Raw genomic sequence first — 23,358 nt, 5'->3', positions numbered from 1 at the left:
ACGCTAACAGCAAACCGCTTGCCGTCCCCGTTATCCCAACGGTGGGTTGCCTTGGGGTTACCCGTAGAATGGCGAACGCCCCCAGCCCGCCGAACAGGGAGCAAACGGTGACTCTCCCCTCCGCCGCCACCACCTCCGACCAGGACGAGAACGAACCGCGCGAAGAGTGCGGTGTGTTCGGTGTCTGGGCACCGGGCGAAGATGTGGCAAAGCTCACGTATTACGGACTTTACGCATTGCAGCACCGCGGTCAGGAGGCGGCGGGCATCGCCGTCGCCGACGGCTCGCAGGTGCTGGTTTTCAAGGATCTCGGCCTGGTCAGCCAGGTCTTCGACGAACAGACCCTGGCCGCCATGCCCGGCCACGTGGCCGTCGGCCACTGTCGTTACTCCACCACGGGTTCCACCACCTGGGAGAACGCGCAGCCCATCTTCCGCACCACCGCGGTCGGTACCGGAATCGCGCTGGGCCACAATGGAAATCTGGTCAACACCGCCGAATTGAGTACGCGGGCACGGGAACTCGGACTGGTCACCGGCCGGCTGGCGGGCACCATGGCCGCCACCTCCGACTCCGATGTGATGACCGCGCTGCTGGCGCACGCGGCCGCCGACAAGAGCATCGAGCAGGCCGCCATGGAGTTGCTGCCGACGCTGCAGGGCGCCTTCTGCCTGACCTTCATGGATGAGCACACCCTCTACGCCGCCCGCGACCCGCACGGGGTGCGGCCGCTGTGCCTGGGCCGGCTGGACCGCGGCTGGGTCGTTGCCAGTGAGACCGCCGCCCTCGACATCGTCGGCGCGTCCTTCGTGCGCGAGATCGAGCCGGGCGAGCTGCTCGCCATCGACGCCGACGGCGTCCGCTCGCTGCGCTTCGCCAATCCGACACCCAAGGGTTGCGTCTTCGAATTCGTGTACCTGGCCCGGCCCGACTCCACCATCTCCGGCCGTTCGGTGCACGCCACCCGCGTGGAGATCGGCCGCCGCCTGGCCGCCGAGCACCCGATCGAGGCCGACCTGGTCATCCCGGTGCCGGAATCCGGCACCCCGGCCGCCGTCGGCTACGCACAGGGTTCCGGCGTGCCCTACGGCCAGGGCCTGATGAAGAACGCCTACGTGGGCCGGACCTTCATCCAGCCCAGCCAGACCATCCGCCAGCTCGGCATCCGGTTGAAGCTCAATCCGCTCCGCGAGGTGATCCGCGGTAAGCGGCTAGTCGTGGTGGACGACTCCATCGTGCGCGGCAACACCCAGCGGGCCCTGATCCGCATGCTCCGCGAGGCGGGCGCGTTGGAGATCCACGTGCGCATCGCCTCCCCGCCGGTCAAGTGGCCCTGCTTCTATGGCATCGACTTCGCCTCGCGCGCGGAGCTGATCGCCAATGGCGCGGGCCCCGAGGGCATCGAGGGCGAGAGCCTCGACGACATGGTGGAGGGCGTGCGCCGCTCCATCGGCGCGGACAGCCTCGGCTACATCTCGCTCGAGGGCATGGTCGCCGCCACCGAGCAGCCGCGCTCGCGGCTGTGCTGCGCCTGCTTCGACGGCGACTATCCGATCTCGCTGCCGGCGGAGAACGCCATCGGCAAGAACGTGCTCGAGGGCATGCTGTCCGGCGCGACCGAGACCGAGTTGCTGGCGGACAATGTCAATGCCTCGGCGCTGAGTCGCCCGTAAGCACGAGCGCAGAAGCGCAAGCCTCGAGTCGCCCGTAGGCCCAAGCATTCACGGTGCCCGTTCGCGTAATCGCGGACGGGCACCGTGCTTTTCCCGCTCTGAACAGGGAAATTCGGTGGCGCAGTTGCGACATCGGCGTCTCGGGGCGGATGGCTCGATTTGTGTACCGATTGTTCCGAAACGCAACACGCCGGTTATAACCGGTCGATACTGTGCCCAGCCAAAGGATGTCCACCGCGGCGCGGCGGGACCGTGACCCGGCCGCTGCGCTGCGCTTCGAGAGCAGGGCAGTATGCGCGCGAGAAGAGTTGCGGCAGTAGGGTTTGCGGGCCTAGCGGTGCTGGCGGTCGCCGGCTGCGGTTCGGGAAAGACATCGGACAGTGGCGGAGGAGCGGGAATCCTGGTCGGCACCACCGACAAGGTCACCTCACTGGATCCGGCCCGGGCCTACGACAACGGCTCACTGCTGGCGGAAACCCAGGTCTACCAGTTCCTGATGAATTTCCCGGCGGGCGAGGCGGTGCCGAAACCTGACGCCGCCGACAAGTGCGAGTTCACCTCGCCGACCGTCTACACCTGCACGCTCAAACCCGGCTTGAAATTCGCCAACGGTGATCCCCTCACCGCGCAGAGCGTGAAGTTCTCCTTCGACCGCATGGTGAAGATCGATGACCCGCAGGGCCCGAAGGCGCTGCTGGACAACCTCGATCACACCGATGCCCCCGACGACAAGACCGTCGCCTTCACTCTCAAGAAGGGCAACGATCAGACCTTCCCGGCCATCCTGCCCACCCAGGCGGCGGCCATCGTGGACGAGAAGGTCTTCCCGGCCGACAAGGTGCTCGCCGACGAGGACATCGTGAAGGCCAAGCCGTTCTCCGGTCCGTACACCATCACCAGCTACGACAAGAACAAGCTGGTCGAGTACAAGTCCAACCCGGACTACAACGGCCTGTTCGGCAAACCCAAGACCGACGCGGTCACGGTGAAGTACTACGCCGAGGCCGCCAACCTGAAACTCGATGTCCAGCAGGGCAATATCGACGTCGCCTGGCACACCCTCACCCCGACCGACCTGGACTCGCTGAAGACCAGCGACAAGGTGACCGTGCACCAGTCGCCCGGCGGCGACACCCGCTACATCGTGTTCAACCTCAACACCCAGCCCGGTGGCAATCCCGCCCAGAAGCTGGCCGTGCGCAAGGCCGTCGCCGTCGCCGTCGACCGCGAGGCGCTGGCCAACAGCGTCTTCAAGGGCACCTGGGCCCCGCTGTATTCGCCGGTGCCGAAGGGCGTTCCGGGCGGCACCGAGGCCCTGAAGGACATCTACGGCACGCTGCCGAACAAGGACGCGGCCGCCAAGTTCCTCGCCGACGCGGGCGTGTCCACGCCGGTCGAACTGAACCTGCAGTACACCACCGAGCACTACGGGACCGTCAGCTCCGAGGAGTACGCCGCCGTCAAGAGCCAGCTCGAGGCCACCGGGCTGTTCAAGGTGAACCTGCAGTCCACCGAATGGGTCGCCTACCAGAAGGCCCGCTCCACCGACGGTTACCCGGTATTCCAGTTCGGCTGGTTCCCGGACTACCCGGACGCCGACGACTACCTGCGCCCCTTCTTCACCGAGGACAACTTCCTGCGCAACCACTTCGGCGATCCGAAGATCACCGCGGAGCTGAACGCCGAACTGACCGAACCCGATCCGGCCAAGCGGACCGCCGCGCTGGCCACCGTGCAGCACGATCTGATGGCCGACTTCCTGCCCATCGTGCCGCTGCTCACCGGCAACCAGATCGCGGTGGCGGGCAAGAACATCCAGGGCGTGGAGAACACCCTGGACCCGTCCTCCAAGTTCCGCTTCGGCGTACTGAGCAAGTAGTCGGATGGTGACGACCACCGAACCCGAGGGCGGGGCGGCGATCCCGGCCCGCCCGGCGGGTACACGAACGCACCGCAGGTTCCTCCCGGCCCGCCGCGGCGACACCCGCTACGGCGCGCTGGCACGGTACCTCGGGGTGCGAGCCCTGCTCATCATCCCCACCACCTGGATCCTGGTGACCCTGGTCTTCTTCCTGATGCGGGTGATCGGCGATCCCATCACCGCCGCGCAGGGCGGGCGGCTCACCCCCGAGGAGTTGCAGCGGCGCAAGGAGGCCGCCGGACTCACCCGGCCCATCCTCACCCAGTACCGGGACTACCTCTCCGGCCTGCTGCGCGGGGATTTCGGCCGCTCCCAGGACAATCGAGCCATCAGCGACGTCATCGTCACCTACGGCGCGGCCACACTGGAACTGGTGTTCTGGGCGCTCCTCGTGGCCTTCGCGGTGGGGGTGCCGCTGGGCAGATACGCCGCCACCAAACGGGATTCGGCCGCCGACGTGAGCCTGCGGTTGTTCGCGATCCTTGTGTACGCGGCCCCGGTGTTCTTCGTGGGGCTGCTGTTGAAGTTGATCTTCGCGGTCAAGCTGGGCTGGCTGCCCGTGGCCGGGCGGGCCAGCACCACGGTGGAGCTGCAGCTGCAGCACGTGTCGCCCAAGACCAACATCATGATCGTCGACGCGATCCTCTACGGCGACACCGGGAACATCGTCGACGTGCTGAAACACGCTGTGCTGCCGGCGATCGCGCTGGGCCTGCTCACCGCCGGCGTGTTCCTGCGACTGGTGCGGATCAACCTGATCCAGACCCTGCGCTCGGGCTACGTGGAGGCCGCCCGGGCGCGCGGCCTGTCCGACCGCGTCGTCACCGGGCGGCACGCCTTCCGCAATGCCCTCATTCCGGTGGTCACCGTCATGGGCATGCAGATCGCCATGATGCTCGGCGGCGCGGTGCTCACCGAAACCACCTTCGAATGGAAGGGATTGGGCTACCAGCTCGCCACCTACCTGCAGGCGCGCGACTTCGTGGCGGTGCAGGGCATCGTCGCGTTCATCGCCATCGTGGTGGCCGTCATGAGCTTCCTGGTGGACCTGATCGTGGCACTGATCGACCCGAGGGTGAGGTTCTGATGACCGTCATCGAAACCGGCGTGCGGGCGCCGGTCCCGCCGACCCGCTCCCGGCTGCGGATCCCCGGAACGGCCCTGGTGCGCATGACCTCCGGGCTGCAGCGGGCCACGTTGCTGCTCGGGCTCGCCCTGGTCGCGGGGTTCATCCTGGTGGCCGTCTTCGCGCCCCTGCTGGCGCCCTACGGGTTCGCGCAGAACGCCTCCGGCGGCGTCGATTTCGCGCGGCAGCAGGCGCCGTCGGCCGCGCACTGGTTCGGCACCTCGGTGCGCGGGGAGGACGTGCTCTCCCGCGTCCTCTTCGGGGCGCGCACCGCGCTGTCGGTGATCGCGGTGTCGCTGGTGCTGTCGCTCATCGTCGGCGTGCCGCTGGGCCTGGTGTCCGGCTACCTCGGCCGCTGGGTGGACCGGGTGCTGGTGCTGTTCATGGACGCCATGTACGCGTTCCCGTCGCTGCTGCTGGCCATCGTGGTGTCGATCGTGGTGTCCGGCGGGCAGTCCAGCAGCTTCGGCGGCATCCTGTCGGCGGCCATCGCCATCACAGTCATCTTCGTGCCGCAGTACTTCCGGGTGGTGCGCAACGCCACCATCTCGGTGAAACAGGAACCGTATGTGGACGCCGCGCGCGTCACCGGCGCGTCCACGCTGCGAATCCTGTTCCGGCACATCCTCGCCAATGTCACCCAGTCGCTGCCGGTACTCATCACCCTCAATGGCGCGGAGGCCATCCTCACGCTGGCCGGGCTGGGCTTCCTCGGCTTCGGCATCGAACCCACCCAGGCCGCGGAATGGGGCTACGACCTCAACAAGGCGCTGGCCGACGTCTCCAACGGCATCTGGTGGACCGGCGTGTTCCCCGGCGCCGCCATCGTGATCGTGGTGCTCGGCATGACCCTGGTCGGCGAGAGCCTCAACGAGGTGCTCAACCCGCTGCTGCGGACCCGCCGCGCCGCCACCGCGGCGGCCACCGAGACCGAGCCCGCGGCCCCCGAATCCGAACCCGCGCAGGAGGCGGCCGATGCCTGAACCCGTCCTGTCCTTCGACTCCCTCACCGTCACCTTCGCCACCGACGCCGGGGCCGTCACCGCCGTGAAAAACGTGTCCTACCAGGTGTATCCGGCCGAGGTACTGGCCGTGGTCGGCGAATCCGGCTCCGGCAAATCGGTCAGCTCGCGCACCGCCATGGGACTGCTGCCGCCGACCGCGGGCGTCCGCGGGCACGTCCTGCTGGGCACGAAGGCGATCACCACAATGAGCGAGAAGGAACTGACCGCGGTGCGCGGTGGAGCCGTCTCGATGATCTTCCAGGAGCCCGGCGCGGCCCTGGACCCGCTGTTCACCGTCGGCTTCCAGATCGGCGAGGCGCTGCGGGCGCACTCGGGCATGAAACGGAAACCGGCCCGGGCCAAGGCGATCGAACTGCTGCGCGCGGTCGGGCTGCCCGACCCCGAGGCGCGGGCGGACTACTACCCGCACCAGCTCTCCGGCGGCCAGAAACAGCGCGTGGTGATCGCCATCGCCATCGCCTGCGAACCCCGGGTGATCATCGCCGACGAACCCACCACCGCCCTCGACGTCACCGTGCAGGCCGAAATCCTGGCACTACTCCGGGATCTGCGTGACCGCATCGGCGCGGCCATCGTGCTCATCACCCACAATATGGGCGTCGTGGCCGACCTCGCCGACCGCGTCGTGGTGATGCGTGAGGGGCGCATCGTCGAAGAGGCGCCGGTGGAAAAGCTTTTCGCCGAACCCGAGCACGAATACACCCGTGCCCTGTTGGCCGCGGTGCCGAAACTGCATGTGCTGCCGGATAACTGGGAAGCCGCTGAGCATCCCGGTGACAATGCACCGGCCGCGGGGGCCGAGGCCCGAGCCGACTCCGCGCCCGTGGCGGGCGCCGCACTGGCGAGAACGATTGTCCGCGAACCCATCCCGGCCGACGCCGCCACCGTGCTGGAGGTCTCCGGCCTGGTGGTGGAGTTCCCGGCCCCGCTCGGCCGCCCCGCCTTCCGGGCCGTGAACGAGGTCGGTCTCACCCTGCGCCGCGGCGAAACCCTCGGCCTGGTCGGCGAATCCGGCTCCGGCAAATCCACCATCGGCCGCTGCGTGGCCGGTCTGCAGCGGCCCACCGCAGGCAGCGTCCGGGTGCTCGGCACCGATATCGCGGGCCTCTCCGAACGCCGGCTGCGGCCCATCCGCCGCCGCTTCGGCTTCGTCTTCCAGGACCCCGCAACCTCCCTCAACCCGCGCCTCACCATCGGCGACTGCGTGGCCGAACCCCTGCTGGTGCACAAACAGGCCAAAGGCGCGGCCGCCCGCGACCGCGTCCGCCGCCTCCTCGACGACGTGCAACTCCCGGCCGGGGTGGAAAAGCGTTACCCGCACGAACTTTCCGGCGGCCAGCGCCAGCGGGTCAGCCTGGCCCGGGCCCTGGTACTCAATCCCGACCTGCTGGTCGCCGACGAACCCACCAGCGCCCTGGACGTCTCCGTCCAGGCCCGGGTGCTCGAACTGTTCGCGGGCCTGCAGCGCGAGTTCGGCTGGGCCTGCCTGTTCATCAGCCACGACCTCGCCGTGGTGGATCAGCTGGCCGACCGGATCGTGGTGCTGCGCAACGGGACCGTCATCGAACAGGGCACCAACGACGACATCCTGCGCAACCCACGCGAGGAGTACACCCGCCGCCTGGTCGCCGCCGTCCCCGTCCCCGACCCGGTGGAGCAACGGCGTCGGCATCGTTACGAAACGTGACAACAGATTTCGTACCGCTTGGGGTAACTCACCGGGTACGTCCACAATAGATTTGGCGCCCGGCCGCCGGCACGGGTCCCGAAATCCGACGGCTCCGTGCCGTCCGCTGAGTTCTCGGGGAGGCGGGCGAGCCCGCTGAATTCTCGGGGAGGCGGGCGAGCCCGCTGAGTTGTCGGGGAGGCGGGTGAGCTAGCGTGAGCAGGCATCTATCCATCGATTCGGCTTGGAGCTCTCTCCGACAATGACTGAACAGATCCCCAGCGGTGCCGGTGCCTCGTACGCGGCGGCCGGCGTCGACATCGAAGCCGGTGACCGTGCAGTCGAGCTGTTCGCTCCCCTGGCCAAGAAGGCCAGCCGCCCCGAAGTACAGGGCGGACTCGGCGGCTTCGCAGGACTGTTCGCACTGAAGGGCGGCTACAAGGAGCCCCTGCTCGCCGCCTCCACCGACGGCGTCGGCACCAAGATCGCGGTCGCCCAGGCCCTCGACAAGCACGACACCGTCGGCCTCGACCTGGTCGCCATGGTCGTCGACGACCTGGTGGTCTGCGGCGCCGAACCGCTGTTCCTGCAGGACTACATCGCCGTCGGCAAGGTGGTCCCGGAACGCGTCGCGCAGATCGTCTCCGGCATCGCCGAGGGCTGCGTCATCGCCGGCTGCGCCCTGCTGGGCGGCGAGACCGCCGAGCACCCGGGCCTGATGGGCGTCGACGACTACGACCTGTCGGCCACCGGCGTCGGCGTGGTCGAGGCCGACGCCGTGCTCGGCCCGGACCGCGTCCGCCCCGGTGACGTGGTGATCGGCATGGGCGCCTCCGGCCTGCACTCCAACGGCTACTCGCTGGCCCGCAAGGTGCTGCTCGACATCGACCGCATGTCCCTCACCGGGCACGTGGAGGAATTCGGCCGCACCCTCGGCGAGGAACTGCTCGAGCCGACCAAGATCTACGCCAAGGACTGCCTGGCCCTGATCGCCGAGACCGACGTCCGCACCTTCTGCCACGTGACGGGTGGCGGCCTGGCTGCCAACCTGGCCCGCGTGCTCCCCGCCGGTCTGGTCGCCGAGCTGGATCGCGGCACCTGGAACCCGGCCCCGGTCTTCAAGATGATCGCCCAGCGCGGCCGCGTCGAGCGGGCCGAGATGGAGAAGACGTTCAACATGGGCGTCGGTATGGTCGCCGTCGTCGCCCCCGAGGACGCCGACCGCGCCCTCGCCGTCCTCACCGCCCGCCACATCGACTGCTGGACCCTCGGCACGGTGAAGAAGGCCAAGGACGCCGACGCCGCCCGCGCCGTCCTGGTGGGAGACCACCCGCGCTTCTGAGCGCCGGACACAACGAACGAAGGCCCCGGCCACTCTGGAGAGTGGCCGGGGCCTTTCGCTATATCCGGCGGCGAGCCAAATCGCCCGTCTCCCAACGCGACAACTGATTTCGTTCCGGCGAGGGTAACTCGTCGGGTACGTCCAGAATCGGATCGGCACTCAACCGGCGGCACATGTGCAGAACCAGCTACGGCTCCCCAGCCGTGCGCCAAAGGCGCGGGGAGGCGGGGGAGCCGCTAGTGCTGCTGGCAAACCCTCAGCATCGACTGCTTCTCGGCGTAAATCGACGTGCTAAAGGGGGAAGCCCATCGGCCTCCCCCTGCAGTACGTCGAAATATCCGAGTCAGCGACGCCAGTCGTCGTAGCTGTCTTCTTCTTCCCAGCTCGACCGCGATTCGCTCGCGTCATGCTCTTCGGAAAGCACACCACTCCGCTGTGAGTCGGAGGGACTCCCCGACAGCTCGCGCTGAAGGCTCGTGAAGTCGGTAGACGGCGAGCTGTACTTGAGCTCCCGTGCAACCTTGGTCTGCTTTGCCTTAGCCCGGCCACGGCCCATGGCTGACCCCCTCGCGTCACTGCGGGGCGGCCTGGGGTGGGTTTGGCGGCCCCGTTCGAATTAATACTCTTCCTGACGAACACTTTAGCGTGTGTCCGGCGGTCGCGCTTCCAGGAGTGGGGGATAAACGTCCCGGGGCCGGGCCGGGCGCTCCCCGGGCCCGCGCGAAGAGGTTGCCGACCGGGGGCTACAGCGCCCCGGGAATCGCTCGGACGATGCCCACCCGGGTTCCGCCGCCGAGCACCGCGGGGGCCGCCAGCTCAGCGTGCTCGTCGGTCCACGGCACCCCCATACGCTGGAGAATGGCCAGCGTCAGGGGAAGTCGCGCGCGATCGGCGCCGTCATCGATCTTGTAGGCGAAGGCCGAACCGTCCGGCAGCGCGCCGGCGTGCACCCCGTCCGCACCGATCTTGCACACCAGGCCGGGGGTCGCGGTCATCACCCGGAAATCGGGACCGTCCGTGCCGGAAATCACTCGCGGATGCGTGCGAATCGCGTCCGCGACACGGCGTTCCGGGCTGTCCTCGGGCGCGGTGGCGAAGCTCGCGTAGGCGCGCGCCAGATTCACCAGCGACACCGGCACGATCGGCAGGCCGCAGCCGTCGATGCCCAGATCGGTCTCCGGTTCACCGGTCAGTTCGGCGACCGTCTCCAGTACGGCCCGCTGCAGCGGGTGCCCGACCTCGAGATAGCCGCGGGTGGGCCAGTCGTTGATCCGGCAGGTCGCGAGCATGGCGGCATGTTTGCCGGAGCAGTTCATGTAGACGCGGCGGGACGCCTTGGCGCGGTCGCGCCCGGCCAGCGCCTGGGCCCGGGCATGCTCCTCGAACGGCAGATCGGGCGGGCACTCGAGATCGTCCTCGGTGAAGCCGAAGCGGTCCAGCAAACGCTGTACCAGCTCCACATGATCGGCCTCGCCGAAGTGCGAGGCGGTGGCGATGGCCAGCTCGGCGTCGTCCACCGGCTCGAAACCGTTGCGCAGCAGGGTGAGTGCCTGCATCGGCTTGTTGGTGGAGCGCGGGAAGATCGGGCCGTGCACCGCGCCCACGGCGACCAGCGGCTCGCCGTCCGGGCGCAGCACCACCGCCGAGCCGCGGTGCACGCACTCCCGGAACCCGGACCGCACCACCTCGACCAGATCGACGCTCATGGTGGGGCTCCCCTCGGAAGTCGGTGTCATCGGGCGGCCGCCCCGGCGTGACGACGGCGGTGACGATCGATCTGCATGCGGACGTCGTCGGAGATGGTGGGTTCGGCCTCGGCCAGCAGTTCCAGGCGGGCCGGGTCGGCGCCGGTGAACAGGTCGCGGACGGTGATCCGGTGCTCGGGCACGTACACCACCCGCACCTCGTCGCCCGCGCCGATCGTGCCCTCGGTGAGCACGCGCAGATAGGCGCCCGTATTCGCCTGTGCGGTGAAGCGTTTCACCCACTGCGGTTCGCCGGAGTGCCACTGGAAGGTGGAGCACGGGACGCGCGGCGCGGACACCTCGAGCAGGGTGTCGCCGATGGTCCAGCGTTCGCCGATGACCGCGTCGCTCACGGGCAGGCCGGTCAGGCGCAGGTTCTCCCCGAACCAGCCCGCGTCGAGGTCCCGGCCGAGCTCGGTGGCCCAGCGCCGCGCGTCCTCCTCCGCATAGGCGTAGACGGCCTGGTCCACGCCGCCGTGATGTTTGGTGTCGCACACGTGGTCGCCGTCCAGCCCCAGCGCCCGGACCGGAACCCGGTGCGGCACCGGACGTTTGTCGATGGCGGTGCGACCCACCTTGGAGGATCGGGCGGGCACCTCCAGCTCGGCGTGCACGACGCAGACGGCCAGCACCCGGCCGGCCGGAACGACGGCGTTCACCGGCCGCGCAGCTTGTCGACGGCGAGCCGGCCGGCCTGCGGCTCGTCGTGGGCGGGTATCGAATCCGGGTCGATGGCCGCCGCGCACGGGCCCGCCACCAGCGCGGTGTCGGCCGGGATGGTGCGTTTGATCAGGGCGAGGGCGATCGGGCCGAGTTCGTAGTGGTCGATCACGGTGCCCAGGACGCCGACGGCCCGGCCGCCCGCGGTCACCGGGTCGCCCGTCGCGGGGCGGGAGTCCGCGGAACCGTCCAGGTGCAGCAGCACCAGGTGCCGGGGCGGCTTGCCGAGGTTGTGCACCCGGGCCACCGTCTCCTGACCGCGGTAGCAGCCCTTGTTCAGATGCACCGCACCGTGTTCGGCGGGGCCGCCGATCCAGTTCACCTCGTGCGGGATGGTGCGGTCGTCGGTGTCGACGCCCAGGCGCGGGCGCAGCGCGGCCACCCGCAGCGCCTCGAACGCCCACAGGCCCGCGGCCGCCGCACCCGCGTCACGCAGCCGCGTCCACCAGGTGGCCAGCCGGTCGCGCGGGACGATCAGGTCGAAGGAGTCGGCGGTGGGCCAGGGCATGCGGCGCAGGAAACCGCCGCCGGGCAGGGGAACCGCGCGATAGGTGCCGGGAAGGGCTGGGGCGCCGAGGGTTTCGATGAGCTCGGCCACACCCGGGCCCAGCAGGCTCAGCACCGCATGGTCGTTCGCGTCGACGGGTTTCGCGTCGGCCCAGAACACCATCTTCTGCAGGAAGCTCAGCAGCTCGGGGCCGCGCGCGCCCTCGGTGTCGATCCACACCGTGCCGTCCAGGTCGGTGAGCACGAAGTGATTGAGCACCCGGCCGTTCAGATCCAGGTCCAGATTCTCGGCGGATTCCCCGTCGCCCAGATCGGCGACCGCCTGACTGGAGATGGTGTGCAGCCAGCTCAGCCGTTCCTTGCCGGTGATCGACAGCACGAATCGGTGGGAGCGATCGATCACCACGACCCCCTGTACCGCCGCACGCTGCTCGCCGAACGGATCGCCGTAATGCCACGCGACCGCGGCATCCGGTGACTCCGGCAGCCCTGCGACAGCCCCTGGAACCTGCAGAATCGGACTGGGTGCAACCGATGAGGACACACACCCACACTAACCCGCCGCTCCGCGCCTTCAGCGCACGGCTCGAGAGCTCCCCCGCCTCCCCGAATATTCAGCGCACGGCTCGAGAGCCGTCACCGGCCGTGCACGGGTGCCGGCGGTTGGGTGCCGAAACGATTTCGGCCGTACCCGGTGAGTTACCCGGATCGCTGCGAGATCAGTTGTCGCGTTGGGAGACGAGACCTGGTGGCGTGATCAGGCCATGGGTGGGTTCGTCGCGTCCGGAACGATGTCGCCAATGGGCCGCGGACAGAGGTTTACGGCGTGGCGGCAGGCGGGTTGACCGGCTGGGTGGCGCGGTATGGCCGCCGGGGTCCGCCATCTGTCATAGGGTCGAGTCCATGGTGGAACGGGTCTTGGTGACACTCGACGGCGTGATCCGGGATCCGGACGCGCCGTTGTTGTATGCGGACGACATCGGGGTGCTGCGGGGGGACGGCATCTTCGAGACGGTGCTGGTGCGCGGGGGCGTGCCCTGTGCGCTGGAGTTGCATCTGGCCCGGCTACGCCGCTCGGCGGAGGCGCTCGATCTGCCCGCGCCGGATCTGGAGGCGTGGCGGTTCGCGGTGGAGCTGGCCGCCGAGCAGTGGGGGAGCGAGCGTGAGGGGACGCTGCGCATGGTGCTCACCCGGGGGCGTGACAGCGATCACGGAGCCGCCGGCGAACGAATGGCGAACAAGGGCGGGGACCTGGCCGGCGCCGAACCGGCAACCACCGGTTACGTTTTCGTGGTGCCGGTCCCGGACCGCGTGGAAAAGGCGCGCACCGAAGGTGTTTCGGTGATCACGCTCTCGAAGGGCATCTCCATCGACCTGGCGCAGAACGCGCCGTGGCTGCTGCTGGGTGCGAAAAGCCTGTCCTACGCCACCAATATGTCCGCGCTGCGGTTCGCCCAGCGGATGGGCGCCGACGACGTCATCTTCACCAGCACCGAGCATCGGGTGCTGGAGGGTCCGCGCTCGACGGTCGTTGTGCAGCGCGACGACAAGCTCATCACCCCGCCCGCGCGCAATGGCGTGCTGCCCGGCACCACCCAGCGCGCGTTGTTCGCGCAGGCGGAGAAGGCGGGCTGGGAGTGCCTGTACGAGCCGCTGTTCACCGCCGACCTGATCACCGCCGACGCGATCTGGATGCTGTCCTCGATCACCCTGGCGGCGCGGGTCAATTCTCTGGACGGACTGCGCATGTCGGCGCCGGAGAACGCGGACGAGATCGTCGAGATGGTCAATCGCGGCATCGCACTGCCCGGGAGCCTCGCCGACTGGTGATCGGCCCGGGTTTCCCTGACGGTCACCAGGTTCCGGCGGTGAGCGGTGGGATTCGCCGCGGCGTGTCCATCACATTCCGGCAAATATCTGGCACCCTGTGGTGAGGCATACGTTGATCTGAGCTCCCATGGGCGTAATGTCTGGTACTACGTTATGTCGTAGATCGGCAGGGAGGTCGGATGAGCGTCGTAGATCTGGCGCGCTGGCAATTCGGAATTACCACCGTCTATCACTTCATCCTGGTGCCGCTCACCATCGGCCTCGCTCCGCTCGTCGCGGGCATGCAGACCGCCTGGGTGATCACCGGGAAGGAGCATTGGCTCAGGCTCACAAAGTTTTTCGGCAAGCTGTTCCTGATCAACTTCGCCCTCGGCGTCGCCACCGGCATCGTGCAGGAATTCCAGTTCGGCATGGGCTGGAGCGAATACTCCCGCTTCGTCGGCGACGTGTTCGGCGCCCCGCTGGCCATGGAGGCGCTGGTCGCCTTCTTCATGGAATCGACCTTCCTGGGCCTGTGGATCTTCGGCTGGACCCGGCTGCCGCAGAAGGTGCACCTGGCCTGCATCTGGCTGGTCGCCATCGGCACCAACGCCTCCGCGTACTTCATCATCGCGGCCAACTCGTTCATGCAGCACCCGGTCGGCGCGAAGTACAACCCGGAGACCGGCCGCGCCGAACTGCACAGCATCTGGGAGGTGCTGACCAACAACACCACCCTCGCCGCCTTCCCGCACGTGGTGGCCGGATCCTTCCTCACCGCAGGCACTTTCGTCGCGGGCATCGCCGGATGGTGGATGGTGCGCAACGCGCGCAAGGGCAAGGCCGAGAGCAGCGACGCGCCGATCGAGGAGGCCCGCACCATGTGGCGGCCGAGCGCGCGCCTGGGCCTGTACGTGATCCTGGTGGCCTCGGTCGCCCTCATCTTCACCGGTGACATCCAGGGCAAGCTCATGTTCAAGCAGCAGCCCATGAAGATGGCCTCGGCCGAATCGCTGTGCCACACCGAGACCGACCCCGACTTCTCGGTCCTGACGGTCGGCACCCACAACAACTGCGACAGCGTCGACCACCTCATCGAGGTGCCCTACGTGCTGCCGTGGCTGGCCAGCGGCGACTTCACCGGCGTCACTCTGAAGGGCGTCAAGGACCTGCAGGTCGAGTACAACCAGAAGTACGGCGTCGGCGACTACCGGCCCAACCTGTTCGTGACCTACTGGTCCTTCCGCGCCATGATCGGCTTCATGGCCGGCCCGATCCTGTTGGCACTGGCCGGATTCTGGGTCACCCGCCGCGGCCGGGTACCGGATCAGACCTGGTACAAGTGGCTTTCGCTGCTCGCCATCGCGACCCCCTACCTGGGCAATATCTCCGGCTGGGTGTTCACCGAGATGGGCCGTCAGCCCTGGGTGGTCGCACCCAACCCGACCGGCGACCAGCACATCCGGATGACGGTGCAGCAGGGCGTCTCCGGGATATCGGCGGGCACGGTGCTCACCTCGCTGATCGTCTTCACGGCGCTCTACGGACTGCTGGCCATCGCGTGGTTCTACCTGATGCGCCGCTACGTGAACGCCGGACCCGAGAAAGCGTCCACCGATACGGGCCCGAAGATGACCGGGGAGCCCGTCGAGAAGCTTTCCTTCGCCTACTAGGAGCCGAGGATGAGTCTCCCAGAATTCTGGTTTCTCCTGATCGCGGTGCTGTTCACCGGCTATTTCGTGCTGGAGGGCTTCGACTTCGGCGTCGGCATGCTGATGCCCATCATCGGTCGCGGCGACGAGCAGAAGAAACGGACCGTGCTCAACACCATCGGCCCGGTGTGGGACGGCAACGAGGTGTGGCTGCTCACCGGCGGCGGCGCCATGTTCGCCGCCTTCCCGGAGTGGTACGCCAGCCTGTTCTCCGGGTTCTACCTGGCGCTGCTGCTCATCCTGGTCGGGCTGATCGCGCGGGCCTGCGCCATCGAATGGCGCGGCAAGATCAACGATCCGCGCTGGCGCACCTGGTGTGACGTGGGCATCGCGCTCGGGTCGTGGATTCCGGCGCTGGCCTGGGGTCTGGCCTTCGCGAACATCGTGCGCGGTGTGCAGCTCAACGAGCACAAGCACATCCAGGGCACGCTGCTCGACCTGCTCAACCCGTACGGCATTCTCGGCGGGCTGGCCACGCTGCTGCTGTTCCTGCTGCACGGCGCGTTGTTCATCGCCCTGAAGACCGGCAGCGAGGTGCGCGACGACGCCCACCGCATCGTCCGGCTGATCTTCGCGCCCACCGTGGTGGTGGTGGCGTCCTTCGGCATCTGGACCCAGCTCGCCCACGGTAAGGGCTGGACCTGGATTCCGCTGGTGCTGGCCGTGGTCGGACTGGTGGGGGCGGGTCTCGCCGCCCTCCGGGGCCGGGACGGCTGGGCCTTCACCGGCACCGCGGTCACCATCGCGGCGGCCACCGTGCTGCTGTTCGGGTCGCTGTTCCCGAATGTGCTGCCGTCCACCATCAATGACGCGTACAGCCTCACCGTCGACGGCCGCGGCGGCACCGTGGCGGCGTCCTCGACCCACTACACGCTGGTGGTGATGAGCTGGGTCGCGGTGGCCCTGGTCCCGATCGTGCTGATCTACCAGGCTTGGACGTACTGGGTGTTCCGCAAGCGGCTCACCGTGGAGCAGATCCCGGCCTCGATCGGGCTGCCCATGGAATCCGCGAAGAGCTGAACGGAGCGGGCGCGCCGGACGTGATGTCCACGGGCCCGGCGCGCCCGTTCGCAGAGGAGATCGACCATGGCACGACCGGTGGACCCGCGACTGTGGCGGCACGCTCGCTCCGCCCGCAGGTATCTCGGGCTGAGCGTGGGGCTGTCGCTGGTCACCACGGGGTGCATCGTGATCGCGGCGCTCGCGCTGGCGCGGGTGCTCGCGGGGGTCATCACCGAACCGGATCAGCGCCGCATCGGCTCCTGGACCGCCGAACTGGTGATCTTCGCGGTCGCGGTCGGGTGCCGGGCGGCCGCCACCTGGTGGCAGTCGCGGCTCGCGCACCGGGCCGGGGCGCAGGTGGTCGCCGAACTCGAGACCGCCGCGCTCACAGCCGGGGCCCAGCTCCCGCCGCGGGAATTGGAGAGCCGCCGCACCGAACTCGCAGTCGTGGTCGGCTCCGGATTGAGCGGGCTGCGCGCCTACCTCGCGGGCTACCTGCCCGCCCTGCTGCTGGCGATGCTCGTCCCACCGGTGGTGCTGGCCGTGATCGCGGTGCACGACTGGGTCTCCGGCCTGATCATCTTCGTCACCCTGCCGCTGATCCCGCTCTTCATGATCCTCATCGGCCTGCTCACCCAGGGGAAATCCGCCGGCACCCTGGCCGCCACCACCCGGCTCTCCGACCAGCTCCTCGACCTCTTCGCCGGCATGCCGACCCTGCGCGCGCTCGGCCGCGAGACCGGACGCGCGGACAGCGGTGGGGGAGACGGTGATTCGCCGCGCAGCATGGCGGGCCGGGTCCGCGAGCTCGGCGATGTGCTGCACCGCCGGACCATGTCGGCGCTGCGCCTGGCGTTCCTGTCCTCCATGGTCCTGGAAATGCTCGCCACCCTGTGCGTGGCCCTGGTCGCGGTCAGTATCGGCATGCGCCTGGTGTTCGGCCACATGGGCCTGTACGCGGGCCTGCTCGCCCTCATTCTCGCCCCCGAGGTCTACCTTCCGCTGCGCGCCGTCGGCGAACGTTTCCACGCCGCCCAGGACGGAATGGCCGCCGCCGACAAGGCTTTCGCCATCCTCGAGCCGGACGCCGCGCCCGAAGCCGACGCCAACACCGATGCGGCATCCGCGGCGCCGACGCCCGTGCCGGCCGAACCCGGGCACCGGAACCCACACGGCCACATCGACATCCGCGAACTCACCGTGCGGTCCCGCGACGGATACGCACCCGAAGGGCTGTCCGCCGCCCTGCGGCCGGGCACGGTCACCGTCCTGACCGGCCCGAACGGGTGCGGCAAATCGACCGCGCTGCAAGCCATCCTGGGCCTGCTCACCCCGGACGCCGGAAGCGTTCTCGTCGACGGCATACCCGTCTCCGACCTGGACCCCGACCGCTGGTGGTCCCACATCGCCTGGCTCCCCCAGCGCCCCGTTCTCGTCCCCGGCTCCCTCCGCGCCAATCTCGAACTCCTGGGCCCGCCATCCGGCCCCGGCCAGGTCGACGCCGCCTGCGCCGCAACCGGTTTCGACGCCGTCCTGGCCACGCTCCCGTCCCGCTGGGACACCGTGCTCGGCGCCGGCGGCATCGGCCTCTCCCTGGGCCAGCGCCAGCGCCTCGCCCTCACCCGCACCCTCGCCGCCCCACGCTCGATCCTGCTCCTGGACGAACCCACCGCCCACCTCGACGACGCCTCCGAGGCAACGGTTCTCGCGGCCCTGACCGCCCGCGCCCGCGCCGGAGCCACCGTCGTCGTGGTCGCCCACCGACCCTCCGTGCTCGCCATCGCAGACCGCGTGGTCGAAGTCCGGGCCACGACGACGGCGGAGTCCGAGCATGAACCACAGTCGGATACGACGGCCGCTGCCCCGCGGCAATCGGACGCGGCGACGAACTCGGCTGCCGAGCTCAGCGGCAACGCCACGCCAGGGTCTTCCGGCGCATCCGCCGGAACTGGGATCGACGGGTCAGCGGCCGCTCCGGATCCGGGCGCCTGCGGACCCGCGCCGGAAACCGCTGCCGCCGAGTCGGTATCGGGTCCGCGCGCGGATCCGAGTCCCCGTCGAGCGGTCGGGGGCGTACTCGGCCGAGCCGGGAGCGGCGCGACCGGGAGCGCGGGCGTGGTGAGCTCGATGGAGGTGTCGGCGCGATGAGGGCGGTACTGGCCGATTTCCGGCGGATTCGGGAGCTGCTCGAGCTGTCGCGGGGACGGATGGCGCTGTCGGTGGGATGGGGGGTGCTGGCGCTCGGGAGCGGGCTCGGGCTGGCGGCGTTGGCGGCGTGGCTGATTGCGCGGGCGTGGCAGATGCCGCCGGTGCTGGATCTGAGCATTGCCGTGGTGACCGTTCGGGCGCTGGGCATTTCGCGGGGGCTGTGCCGGTATCTGGAGCGGCTGGCCACCCACGATGTGGCGCTGCGGTCCATGAGCACCGCGCGGACCACGACCTATCGGACGCTGGCGGGTGCGGACATCTGGCGGTTGCGGCGGACCGGGTCGGCGGACGGTGATGCGGCCGGACCGGCCGGCGCGGAAGACGAAGCCCGGCAGGGCGATCCGACGCATCTGCGGCGCGGCGAGCTGCTCGGCCGGGTCATGAGCGATATCGACGATCTCGGGGCCGTGGTGGTGCGCGCGTTCGTCCCGATCGCGGTGGCGCTGACCCTGTCGCTGCTGGCCGTCGGACTGCTGGCGCGTATCTCGGTGCTCGCTGCGGTGATTCTGGCGGTGGCGCTGGCCGTTTCGGGCATCGTCGCGCCGTGGCTGTCGGCGCGCGCGGCCCGGGAGGCGGAGCTCGCGGTGCGGACCGATCGCACCGAGTTCACCGCCGAGGCGCTGACCGTGCTGGACCACGCACCCGAATTGCGGGTGGCGGGCCGGCTTTCCGAGGCGGTCGGCGCCGCCGCCGCGGCGGGGCAGCGGGCGGTCGCGGCGGAGGATCGGGCGGCGGCGCGCAGCGCGTGGGCCGCGGCGGTGCTGCCGCTGTCCATCGGGGCGAGTGTGCTGGGCGCGCTGCTCATCGGAATCGTGCTGTACGGCAGCGGTTCTCCCATCCCGACCGCGGGCTTCCAGACGGTCCCGCCGGGCGGCATCACCCCGATGGCGTTCACGGTGCTGGTCCTGGTCCCGCTGTCCGCCTTCGAGGCCGTGGCGGTGCTCCCGGCCGCCGCGCAGGCCCTCACCACCGGCCGCGCCGCCCTGCACCGCCTGGATCGGCTCGAGCACGGCGAATCCGCGGCTCCCGCACCGAATCTCCCCGCGCTGCCGCCGGGCCGCCGGATCGCCGTGGTCGGCCCGAGCGGCGCGGGCAAGACCACGCTGCTGATGTCCTGGGCCGGGCTCTTCGAGACGCCGCGCCCGGGCGTCACCTTCTTCGCCGAGGATGCGCACCTGTTCGGCACCACGGTGCTGGAGAACCTGCGCGTGGCTCGCGGCGACATCACGCCGGGCGAGGCCGAATACGCTCTGCGCGCGGTCGGAGCCGGCGACTGGCTGGACTCCCTCCCCGACGGCGTCGAGACCGATCTGGTCGGCGGCGCGGCCGCGGTCTCGGGCGGTCAGCGCCGGCGCCTGCTGCTGGCCCGTGCCCTGCTCGCCCCCGCCCGCGTACTGCTGCTCGACGAACCCACCGAGCACCTGGAGGCCGAAGCCGGGGCCGAGCTGCTGCGCCGCCTGCTCGACGAATCCAGCGGCCTGGTGGAGCGCGACCGCACCGTGGTCGTCGTCACCCACCAGCTGCCGCCGGACACGAAGGCGGACACCATCGTTCGCGTCGAGCCCGGCGGAACCGTCGCCATTGCTCGATCTATTCCCACAACGCCGGCCTGACCTGCGATTTCGCGATCCGAGAAAATACGTTGCCGCCACTGTCTCATCCGACTAATTTCGTCGGTACACAGGAAGGAGGTGGTTCGAGAATGATTTCTAGGACGCGTGAGGTGGCTGCCAGCTAGGCGCTACCGCTGCAATCGGATTCCGATCGCGCGAGCCCTCGCGAATCCAAGGCAGTCACCCGGCCCCCGAGTTACGGTCCGTCCGACCGGATCAGCGTGAAAGTTGCATCTCCGCTGATACAACTCGGGGGCCGTACCTGTTTCGTACCAAGAAGATCAGCCGCCGCGCACACGGTTTCGCGACTCGGCAACTGATCTCGTGAGGATCGGGGTAACTTCTGGGGCACCCTCGAAATCGGTTCGGCACCCAGCGCAGGCACGGAATTCCACCGTCGACGGCTCCCAGCCGCCCGCTGAAGTTTCGGGGAGGCGGGCTAGCCGATGTACCGCTGCAACCGTGCCGAGAGCCGCGGCTCCAATGCGCCGTCGGCGGCGATGCGCTCCTCGACGTAGCCCAGGTCGCCGCCCTCGACAATGCCGTAGAGCCGCTTCGCGCCGCCCACCACGATGCCGGACTGGCTGCGGATCACCACGTCGGTGGCCAGCTCCCAGGAGGACTGGGTGAGCGCCTGGCCGTAGAACAGCTCGACAATGCCGGTGGAGTGGGTGAGCAGCAGCTCCAGCACCTCGTCGTCACCGTCGATGCCGACCCGCCAGAAACCGCTCTCCCGCAGATCCGGGCCCGCGTACTCGCCCTGGGCGTCCAGCTTCCAGGAGCGCGCCTCCCAGGTCAGGTAGTCGCCGCCGTCGTGCGAGACGATGATCTGCTGACCGAAGCGGTAGTCGCCGGTCTCGAAATCATTGCCCTCGCCCTCACCGCGCCACACGCCGACCAGCGGCAGCAGCGCGAGCATGGAGGAACTCAGATCCGGGCCCAGCCGCAGGTTCGCGGTATCGACGGGCAACGGCAGATCGGGCAGCGTCGGAACGTTCAGCGACCCGGTCGACTTGGCACGCTCGGCCGCTTCCGCGACCGCCTGGTCGCCGCTGCGCCGGGGGGCGGCAGCATCAGCGGGCTTCGCGCCCTCGTCGTGGCGAACGATCGGCGTCGACGACGACGAACCGTTGGCCACTCCGTTTTCGATGTTCTCGTGGGCCGGATCTGTCACGACTCGGTGAACAGCCGGTAGAGGACGTACAGACCGAACCAGGCGATCAGCACGGAGACGAGAACCAGCAGAATCTCGAAGGTAAGCACCACGTCTCGGAGTCTAATCGCACCGCCGGGATCACGTGAAAACGACCCCGGGAAAAACTCCGGCACGCACGAGAACGGCCCCGGGATCACGAATCCCGGGGCCGTTCTTGATGTTTCGCCTACTTGGCGACGCTGACGTCCACGTTGTGGATGCCGGCGCCCTCCGGCGACACCTCGACGGTGCCGTTGCCGGACGCGGACAGCGCGCGCAGGGTCCACGTGCCCGGCGCCGCGAAGAAGCGGAAGTCGCCGGTGCCCGAGGCCACGACCTCGGCGGTGAAGTCGCCGTTGCCGTCCAGCAGGCGGACGAACGCGCCACCGACGGTCTGGCCGTCAGTGGTCAGGACGCGGCCGGTGATGACCGTCTCCTTCTCGACGTCGACGTTGGCGGGCAGGGCCTGGCCCTGGGTAGGTGCTGCACACATAGGTAATTACGCTCCCAACTCGATCGGTGCACCGACGAGGGACCCGTACTCGGTCCAGGACCCGTCGTAGTTCTTGACGTTCTGGTGGCCCAGCAGCTCCTGCAGCACGAACCAGGTGTGCGAGGAACGCTCACCGATGCGGCAGTAGGCGATGGTCAGCTTGTCGCCGTCCAGCCCGGCCTCCTTGTAGATCTCCGCCAGCTCGGCGTCGCTCTTGAAGGTGCCGTCCTCGTTCGCGGCCTTGGACCACGGCACGTTGATGGCGGTCGGGATGTGGCCCGGACGCTGCGACTGCTCCTGCGGCAGGTGCGCGGGAGCCAGGATCTTGCCCGAGAACTCGTCGGGGGAGCGCACGTCGACCAGGTTCTTGGCGCCGATGGCCTCGATGACCTCGTCGCGGAAGGCGCGGATGGACAGGTCCTGCGCGGCGGCCTTGTACTCGGTGGCAGCGCGGTCCTTGATCTCCTTGGTCAGCTCACGGCCGTCCAGCTCCCACTTCTTGCGGCCGCCGTCGAGCAGCTTGACGTCCTGGTGGCCGTACAGCTTGAAGTACCAGTAGGCGTAGGCCGCGAACCAGTTGTTGTTGCCGCCGTACAGCACCACGGTGTCGTCGTTGGCGATGCCACGCTCGGACAGCAGGGCAGAGAACTGCTCCTGGCTCACGAAGTCGCGGCGGACCTGGTCCTGCAGGTCCTTCTTCCAGTCGAGACGCACGGCGCCCTCGATGTGTCCCAGGTCGTAGGCCGAGGTGTCTTCGTCGACCTCGACGAGGACGACGCCCGGGGTGTTGAGGTTCTCTTCGACCCAGTCTGCGGAGACCAGGACATCGGAGCGAGCCATGTTGTTCCTTTCGATGCGGTGCCGGTACAGGCGTTGCGTTCGTGTGGTTGAGGGATGGACGGTCGGGGGTCAGACAGAGGAGTTCACGGAGCTGGTCGAGGTCGGGACGGCGCTGCCCGGGGCCGAGCGGAACCGCGCGACCAGCGGATAGATCTTGCAGCCCAGGCAGATTCCGAAGGCCGCGTTGAGGAAGGCCGCGAACAGCGCGAATCCGGTGAAGATCGCGCCCGCCACGGGGCTGCCGGCCGCGAAGCCCAGCACGCCCAGCACCGCGAAGGCCAGGCCGACCAGCTGCGCGAACCGCAGCGGCGCAACGGGTTCCAGCTCGGTCGGCGCACCGTTGCGCGGGGCGACCACGGCGGCGTAGACCCGGCCGTACGGGCTCCGGCGCGGACCGTGGGCCGCACCCAGGCCGAACACGATGGCCTGCACCGCGAGCAGCACGGTGGCGGCGGGAACCGAGACGGCGGCGAGGATCAGAACGAGGGCGAGCACGGCGGTGGTGACCCAGGCGGCGAAGCGGGGGCCGCGAACATCCACCTGCCCTGCGGGTGATGTGCTCGGATGAGGGTTCGACATGGGAGTACTCCTGCGCTGAAGGTGTATTGGCCAGATCGCCGGAGGATCGAAACGATCTCTCGACAGCGGGACACATCCGGTCGGCGACAGAGGAATACGAAAGGCCGACCGGCTAGCGGCACAGGCAGCAACAACCACCGAGCCGGCACAGGTCTACCGTGCGGCGTCGGGTGAGCATCAGC

18 protein-coding genes and 1 pseudogene are annotated in these 23,358 nt (G+C 69.0%); 11 read left to right on the top strand and 8 right to left on the bottom strand.

Annotated elements, in window-relative coordinates:
* Positions 1–107: 107 nt before the first annotated feature.
* The 6 genes from purF (at position 108) to purM (ending at position 8,753) form a co-directional block, all read left to right on the top strand.
* Complete coding sequence (gene purF / locus ACWEKS_RS00955) at positions 108–1,673, top strand: amidophosphoribosyltransferase (protein WP_452338209.1); 1,566 nt, start codon at positions 108–110, stop codon at positions 1,671–1,673.
* Positions 1,674–1,965: 292 nt separating this feature from the next.
* Positions 1,966–3,552 carry an ABC transporter substrate-binding protein gene (locus tag ACWEKS_RS00950; RefSeq protein WP_452338208.1) on the top strand — a complete coding sequence of 529 codons (1,587 nt, stop codon included), beginning with the start codon at positions 1,966–1,968 and terminating at the stop codon, positions 3,550–3,552.
* A gap of 4 nt (positions 3,553–3,556) precedes the next feature.
* Positions 3,557–4,681 carry an ABC transporter permease gene (locus tag ACWEKS_RS00945; protein WP_452338207.1) on the top strand — a complete coding sequence of 375 codons (1,125 nt, stop codon included), beginning with the start codon at positions 3,557–3,559 and terminating at the stop codon, positions 4,679–4,681.
* On the top strand, positions 4,681–5,703 hold the full coding sequence (locus ACWEKS_RS00940; RefSeq protein WP_452338206.1) for an ABC transporter permease: 1,023 nt from the start codon (positions 4,681–4,683) through the stop codon (positions 5,701–5,703). Before ACWEKS_RS00945 ends, ACWEKS_RS00940 begins: the two co-directional genes overlap by 1 nt.
* Positions 5,696–7,432: an ABC transporter ATP-binding protein gene (locus ACWEKS_RS00935; protein ID WP_452338205.1), complete on the top strand. Its 1,737-nt coding sequence runs from the start codon at positions 5,696–5,698 to the stop codon at positions 7,430–7,432. The genes ACWEKS_RS00940 and ACWEKS_RS00935 overlap by 8 nt, the downstream gene beginning before the upstream one ends.
* 241 nt (positions 7,433–7,673) lie before the next feature.
* Positions 7,674–8,753, top strand: a complete 1,080-nt coding sequence (purM, locus tag ACWEKS_RS00930; protein WP_356998884.1) for a phosphoribosylformylglycinamidine cyclo-ligase — start codon at positions 7,674–7,676, stop codon at positions 8,751–8,753.
* Between the two features lie 343 nt (positions 8,754–9,096).
* Here the strand turns inward: purM and ACWEKS_RS00925 are convergent, their stop codons facing one another.
* From ACWEKS_RS00925 to ygfZ, 4 genes are all read right to left on the bottom strand, one after another.
* Positions 9,097–9,309 (bottom strand): DUF3073 domain-containing protein, encoded by a 213-nt coding sequence (locus ACWEKS_RS00925; RefSeq protein ID WP_452338204.1) that lies wholly within the window; start codon positions 9,307–9,309, stop codon positions 9,097–9,099.
* A gap of 187 nt (positions 9,310–9,496) precedes the next feature.
* Positions 9,497–10,459: an asparaginase gene (locus ACWEKS_RS00920; RefSeq protein ID WP_452338203.1), complete on the bottom strand. Its 963-nt coding sequence runs from the start codon at positions 10,457–10,459 to the stop codon at positions 9,497–9,499.
* Between the two features lie 26 nt (positions 10,460–10,485).
* Positions 10,486–11,157 (bottom strand): MOSC domain-containing protein, encoded by a 672-nt coding sequence (locus ACWEKS_RS00915; RefSeq protein ID WP_452338202.1) that lies wholly within the window; start codon positions 11,155–11,157, stop codon positions 10,486–10,488.
* Positions 11,154–12,269 carry a CAF17-like 4Fe-4S cluster assembly/insertion protein YgfZ gene (gene ygfZ / locus ACWEKS_RS00910; RefSeq protein ID WP_452338201.1) on the bottom strand — a complete coding sequence of 372 codons (1,116 nt, stop codon included), beginning with the start codon at positions 12,267–12,269 and terminating at the stop codon, positions 11,154–11,156. Before ygfZ ends, ACWEKS_RS00915 begins: the two co-directional genes overlap by 4 nt.
* A gap of 359 nt (positions 12,270–12,628) precedes the next feature.
* Here ygfZ and ACWEKS_RS00905 point away from each other — a divergent pair, with 359 nt between their 5' ends.
* From ACWEKS_RS00905 to ACWEKS_RS00885, 5 genes and pseudogenes are all read left to right on the top strand, one after another.
* A complete protein-coding gene (locus tag ACWEKS_RS00905; RefSeq protein ID WP_452338200.1) occupies positions 12,629–13,555 on the top strand; it encodes an aminodeoxychorismate lyase in 927 nt (308 codons plus the stop codon).
* Between the two features lie 179 nt (positions 13,556–13,734).
* Positions 13,735–15,207: a cytochrome ubiquinol oxidase subunit I gene (locus tag ACWEKS_RS00900; protein ID WP_452338199.1), complete on the top strand. Its 1,473-nt coding sequence runs from the start codon at positions 13,735–13,737 to the stop codon at positions 15,205–15,207.
* A 9-nt stretch (positions 15,208–15,216) separates the two neighbouring features.
* Positions 15,217–16,266 (top strand): cytochrome d ubiquinol oxidase subunit II, encoded by a 1,050-nt coding sequence (cydB, locus tag ACWEKS_RS00895; protein WP_452338198.1) that lies wholly within the window; start codon positions 15,217–15,219, stop codon positions 16,264–16,266.
* A 66-nt stretch (positions 16,267–16,332) separates the two neighbouring features.
* A pseudogene (gene cydD, locus ACWEKS_RS00890) lies at positions 16,333–18,057 on the top strand (thiol reductant ABC exporter subunit CydD); the annotation flags it as partial.
* A 335-nt stretch (positions 18,058–18,392) separates the two neighbouring features.
* Positions 18,393–20,069 carry an ATP-binding cassette domain-containing protein gene (locus tag ACWEKS_RS00885; RefSeq protein WP_452338197.1) on the top strand — a complete coding sequence of 559 codons (1,677 nt, stop codon included), beginning with the start codon at positions 18,393–18,395 and terminating at the stop codon, positions 20,067–20,069.
* A 439-nt stretch (positions 20,070–20,508) separates the two neighbouring features.
* Here ACWEKS_RS00885 and ACWEKS_RS00880 read toward each other — a convergent pair whose 3' ends face one another.
* The 4 genes from ACWEKS_RS00880 to ACWEKS_RS00865 all read right to left on the bottom strand — a co-directional run bounded on the left by ACWEKS_RS00880 (position 20,509) and on the right by ACWEKS_RS00865 (position 23,176).
* Positions 20,509–21,177, bottom strand: a complete 669-nt coding sequence (locus tag ACWEKS_RS00880; RefSeq protein ID WP_452338315.1) for an FABP family protein — start codon at positions 21,175–21,177, stop codon at positions 20,509–20,511.
* A 274-nt stretch (positions 21,178–21,451) separates the two neighbouring features.
* Entirely contained in the window at positions 21,452–21,757 is a 306-nt protein-coding gene (locus tag ACWEKS_RS00875) for a DUF1416 domain-containing protein (protein ID WP_452338196.1), read from the bottom strand.
* Positions 21,758–21,763: 6 nt separating this feature from the next.
* Positions 21,764–22,597, bottom strand: coding sequence for a sulfurtransferase (locus tag ACWEKS_RS00870; RefSeq protein ID WP_452338195.1), 834 nt, complete (start codon positions 22,595–22,597; stop codon positions 21,764–21,766).
* A 69-nt stretch (positions 22,598–22,666) separates the two neighbouring features.
* On the bottom strand, positions 22,667–23,176 hold the full coding sequence (locus tag ACWEKS_RS00865; protein ID WP_452338194.1) for a DUF4395 domain-containing protein: 510 nt from the start codon (positions 23,174–23,176) through the stop codon (positions 22,667–22,669).
* Between the last annotated feature and the right edge of the window lie 182 nt (positions 23,177–23,358).

It is taken from the genome of Nocardia sp. NPDC004711, assembly GCF_053601595.1.
This window is presented reverse-complemented; position numbering and strand designations above follow the sequence as displayed.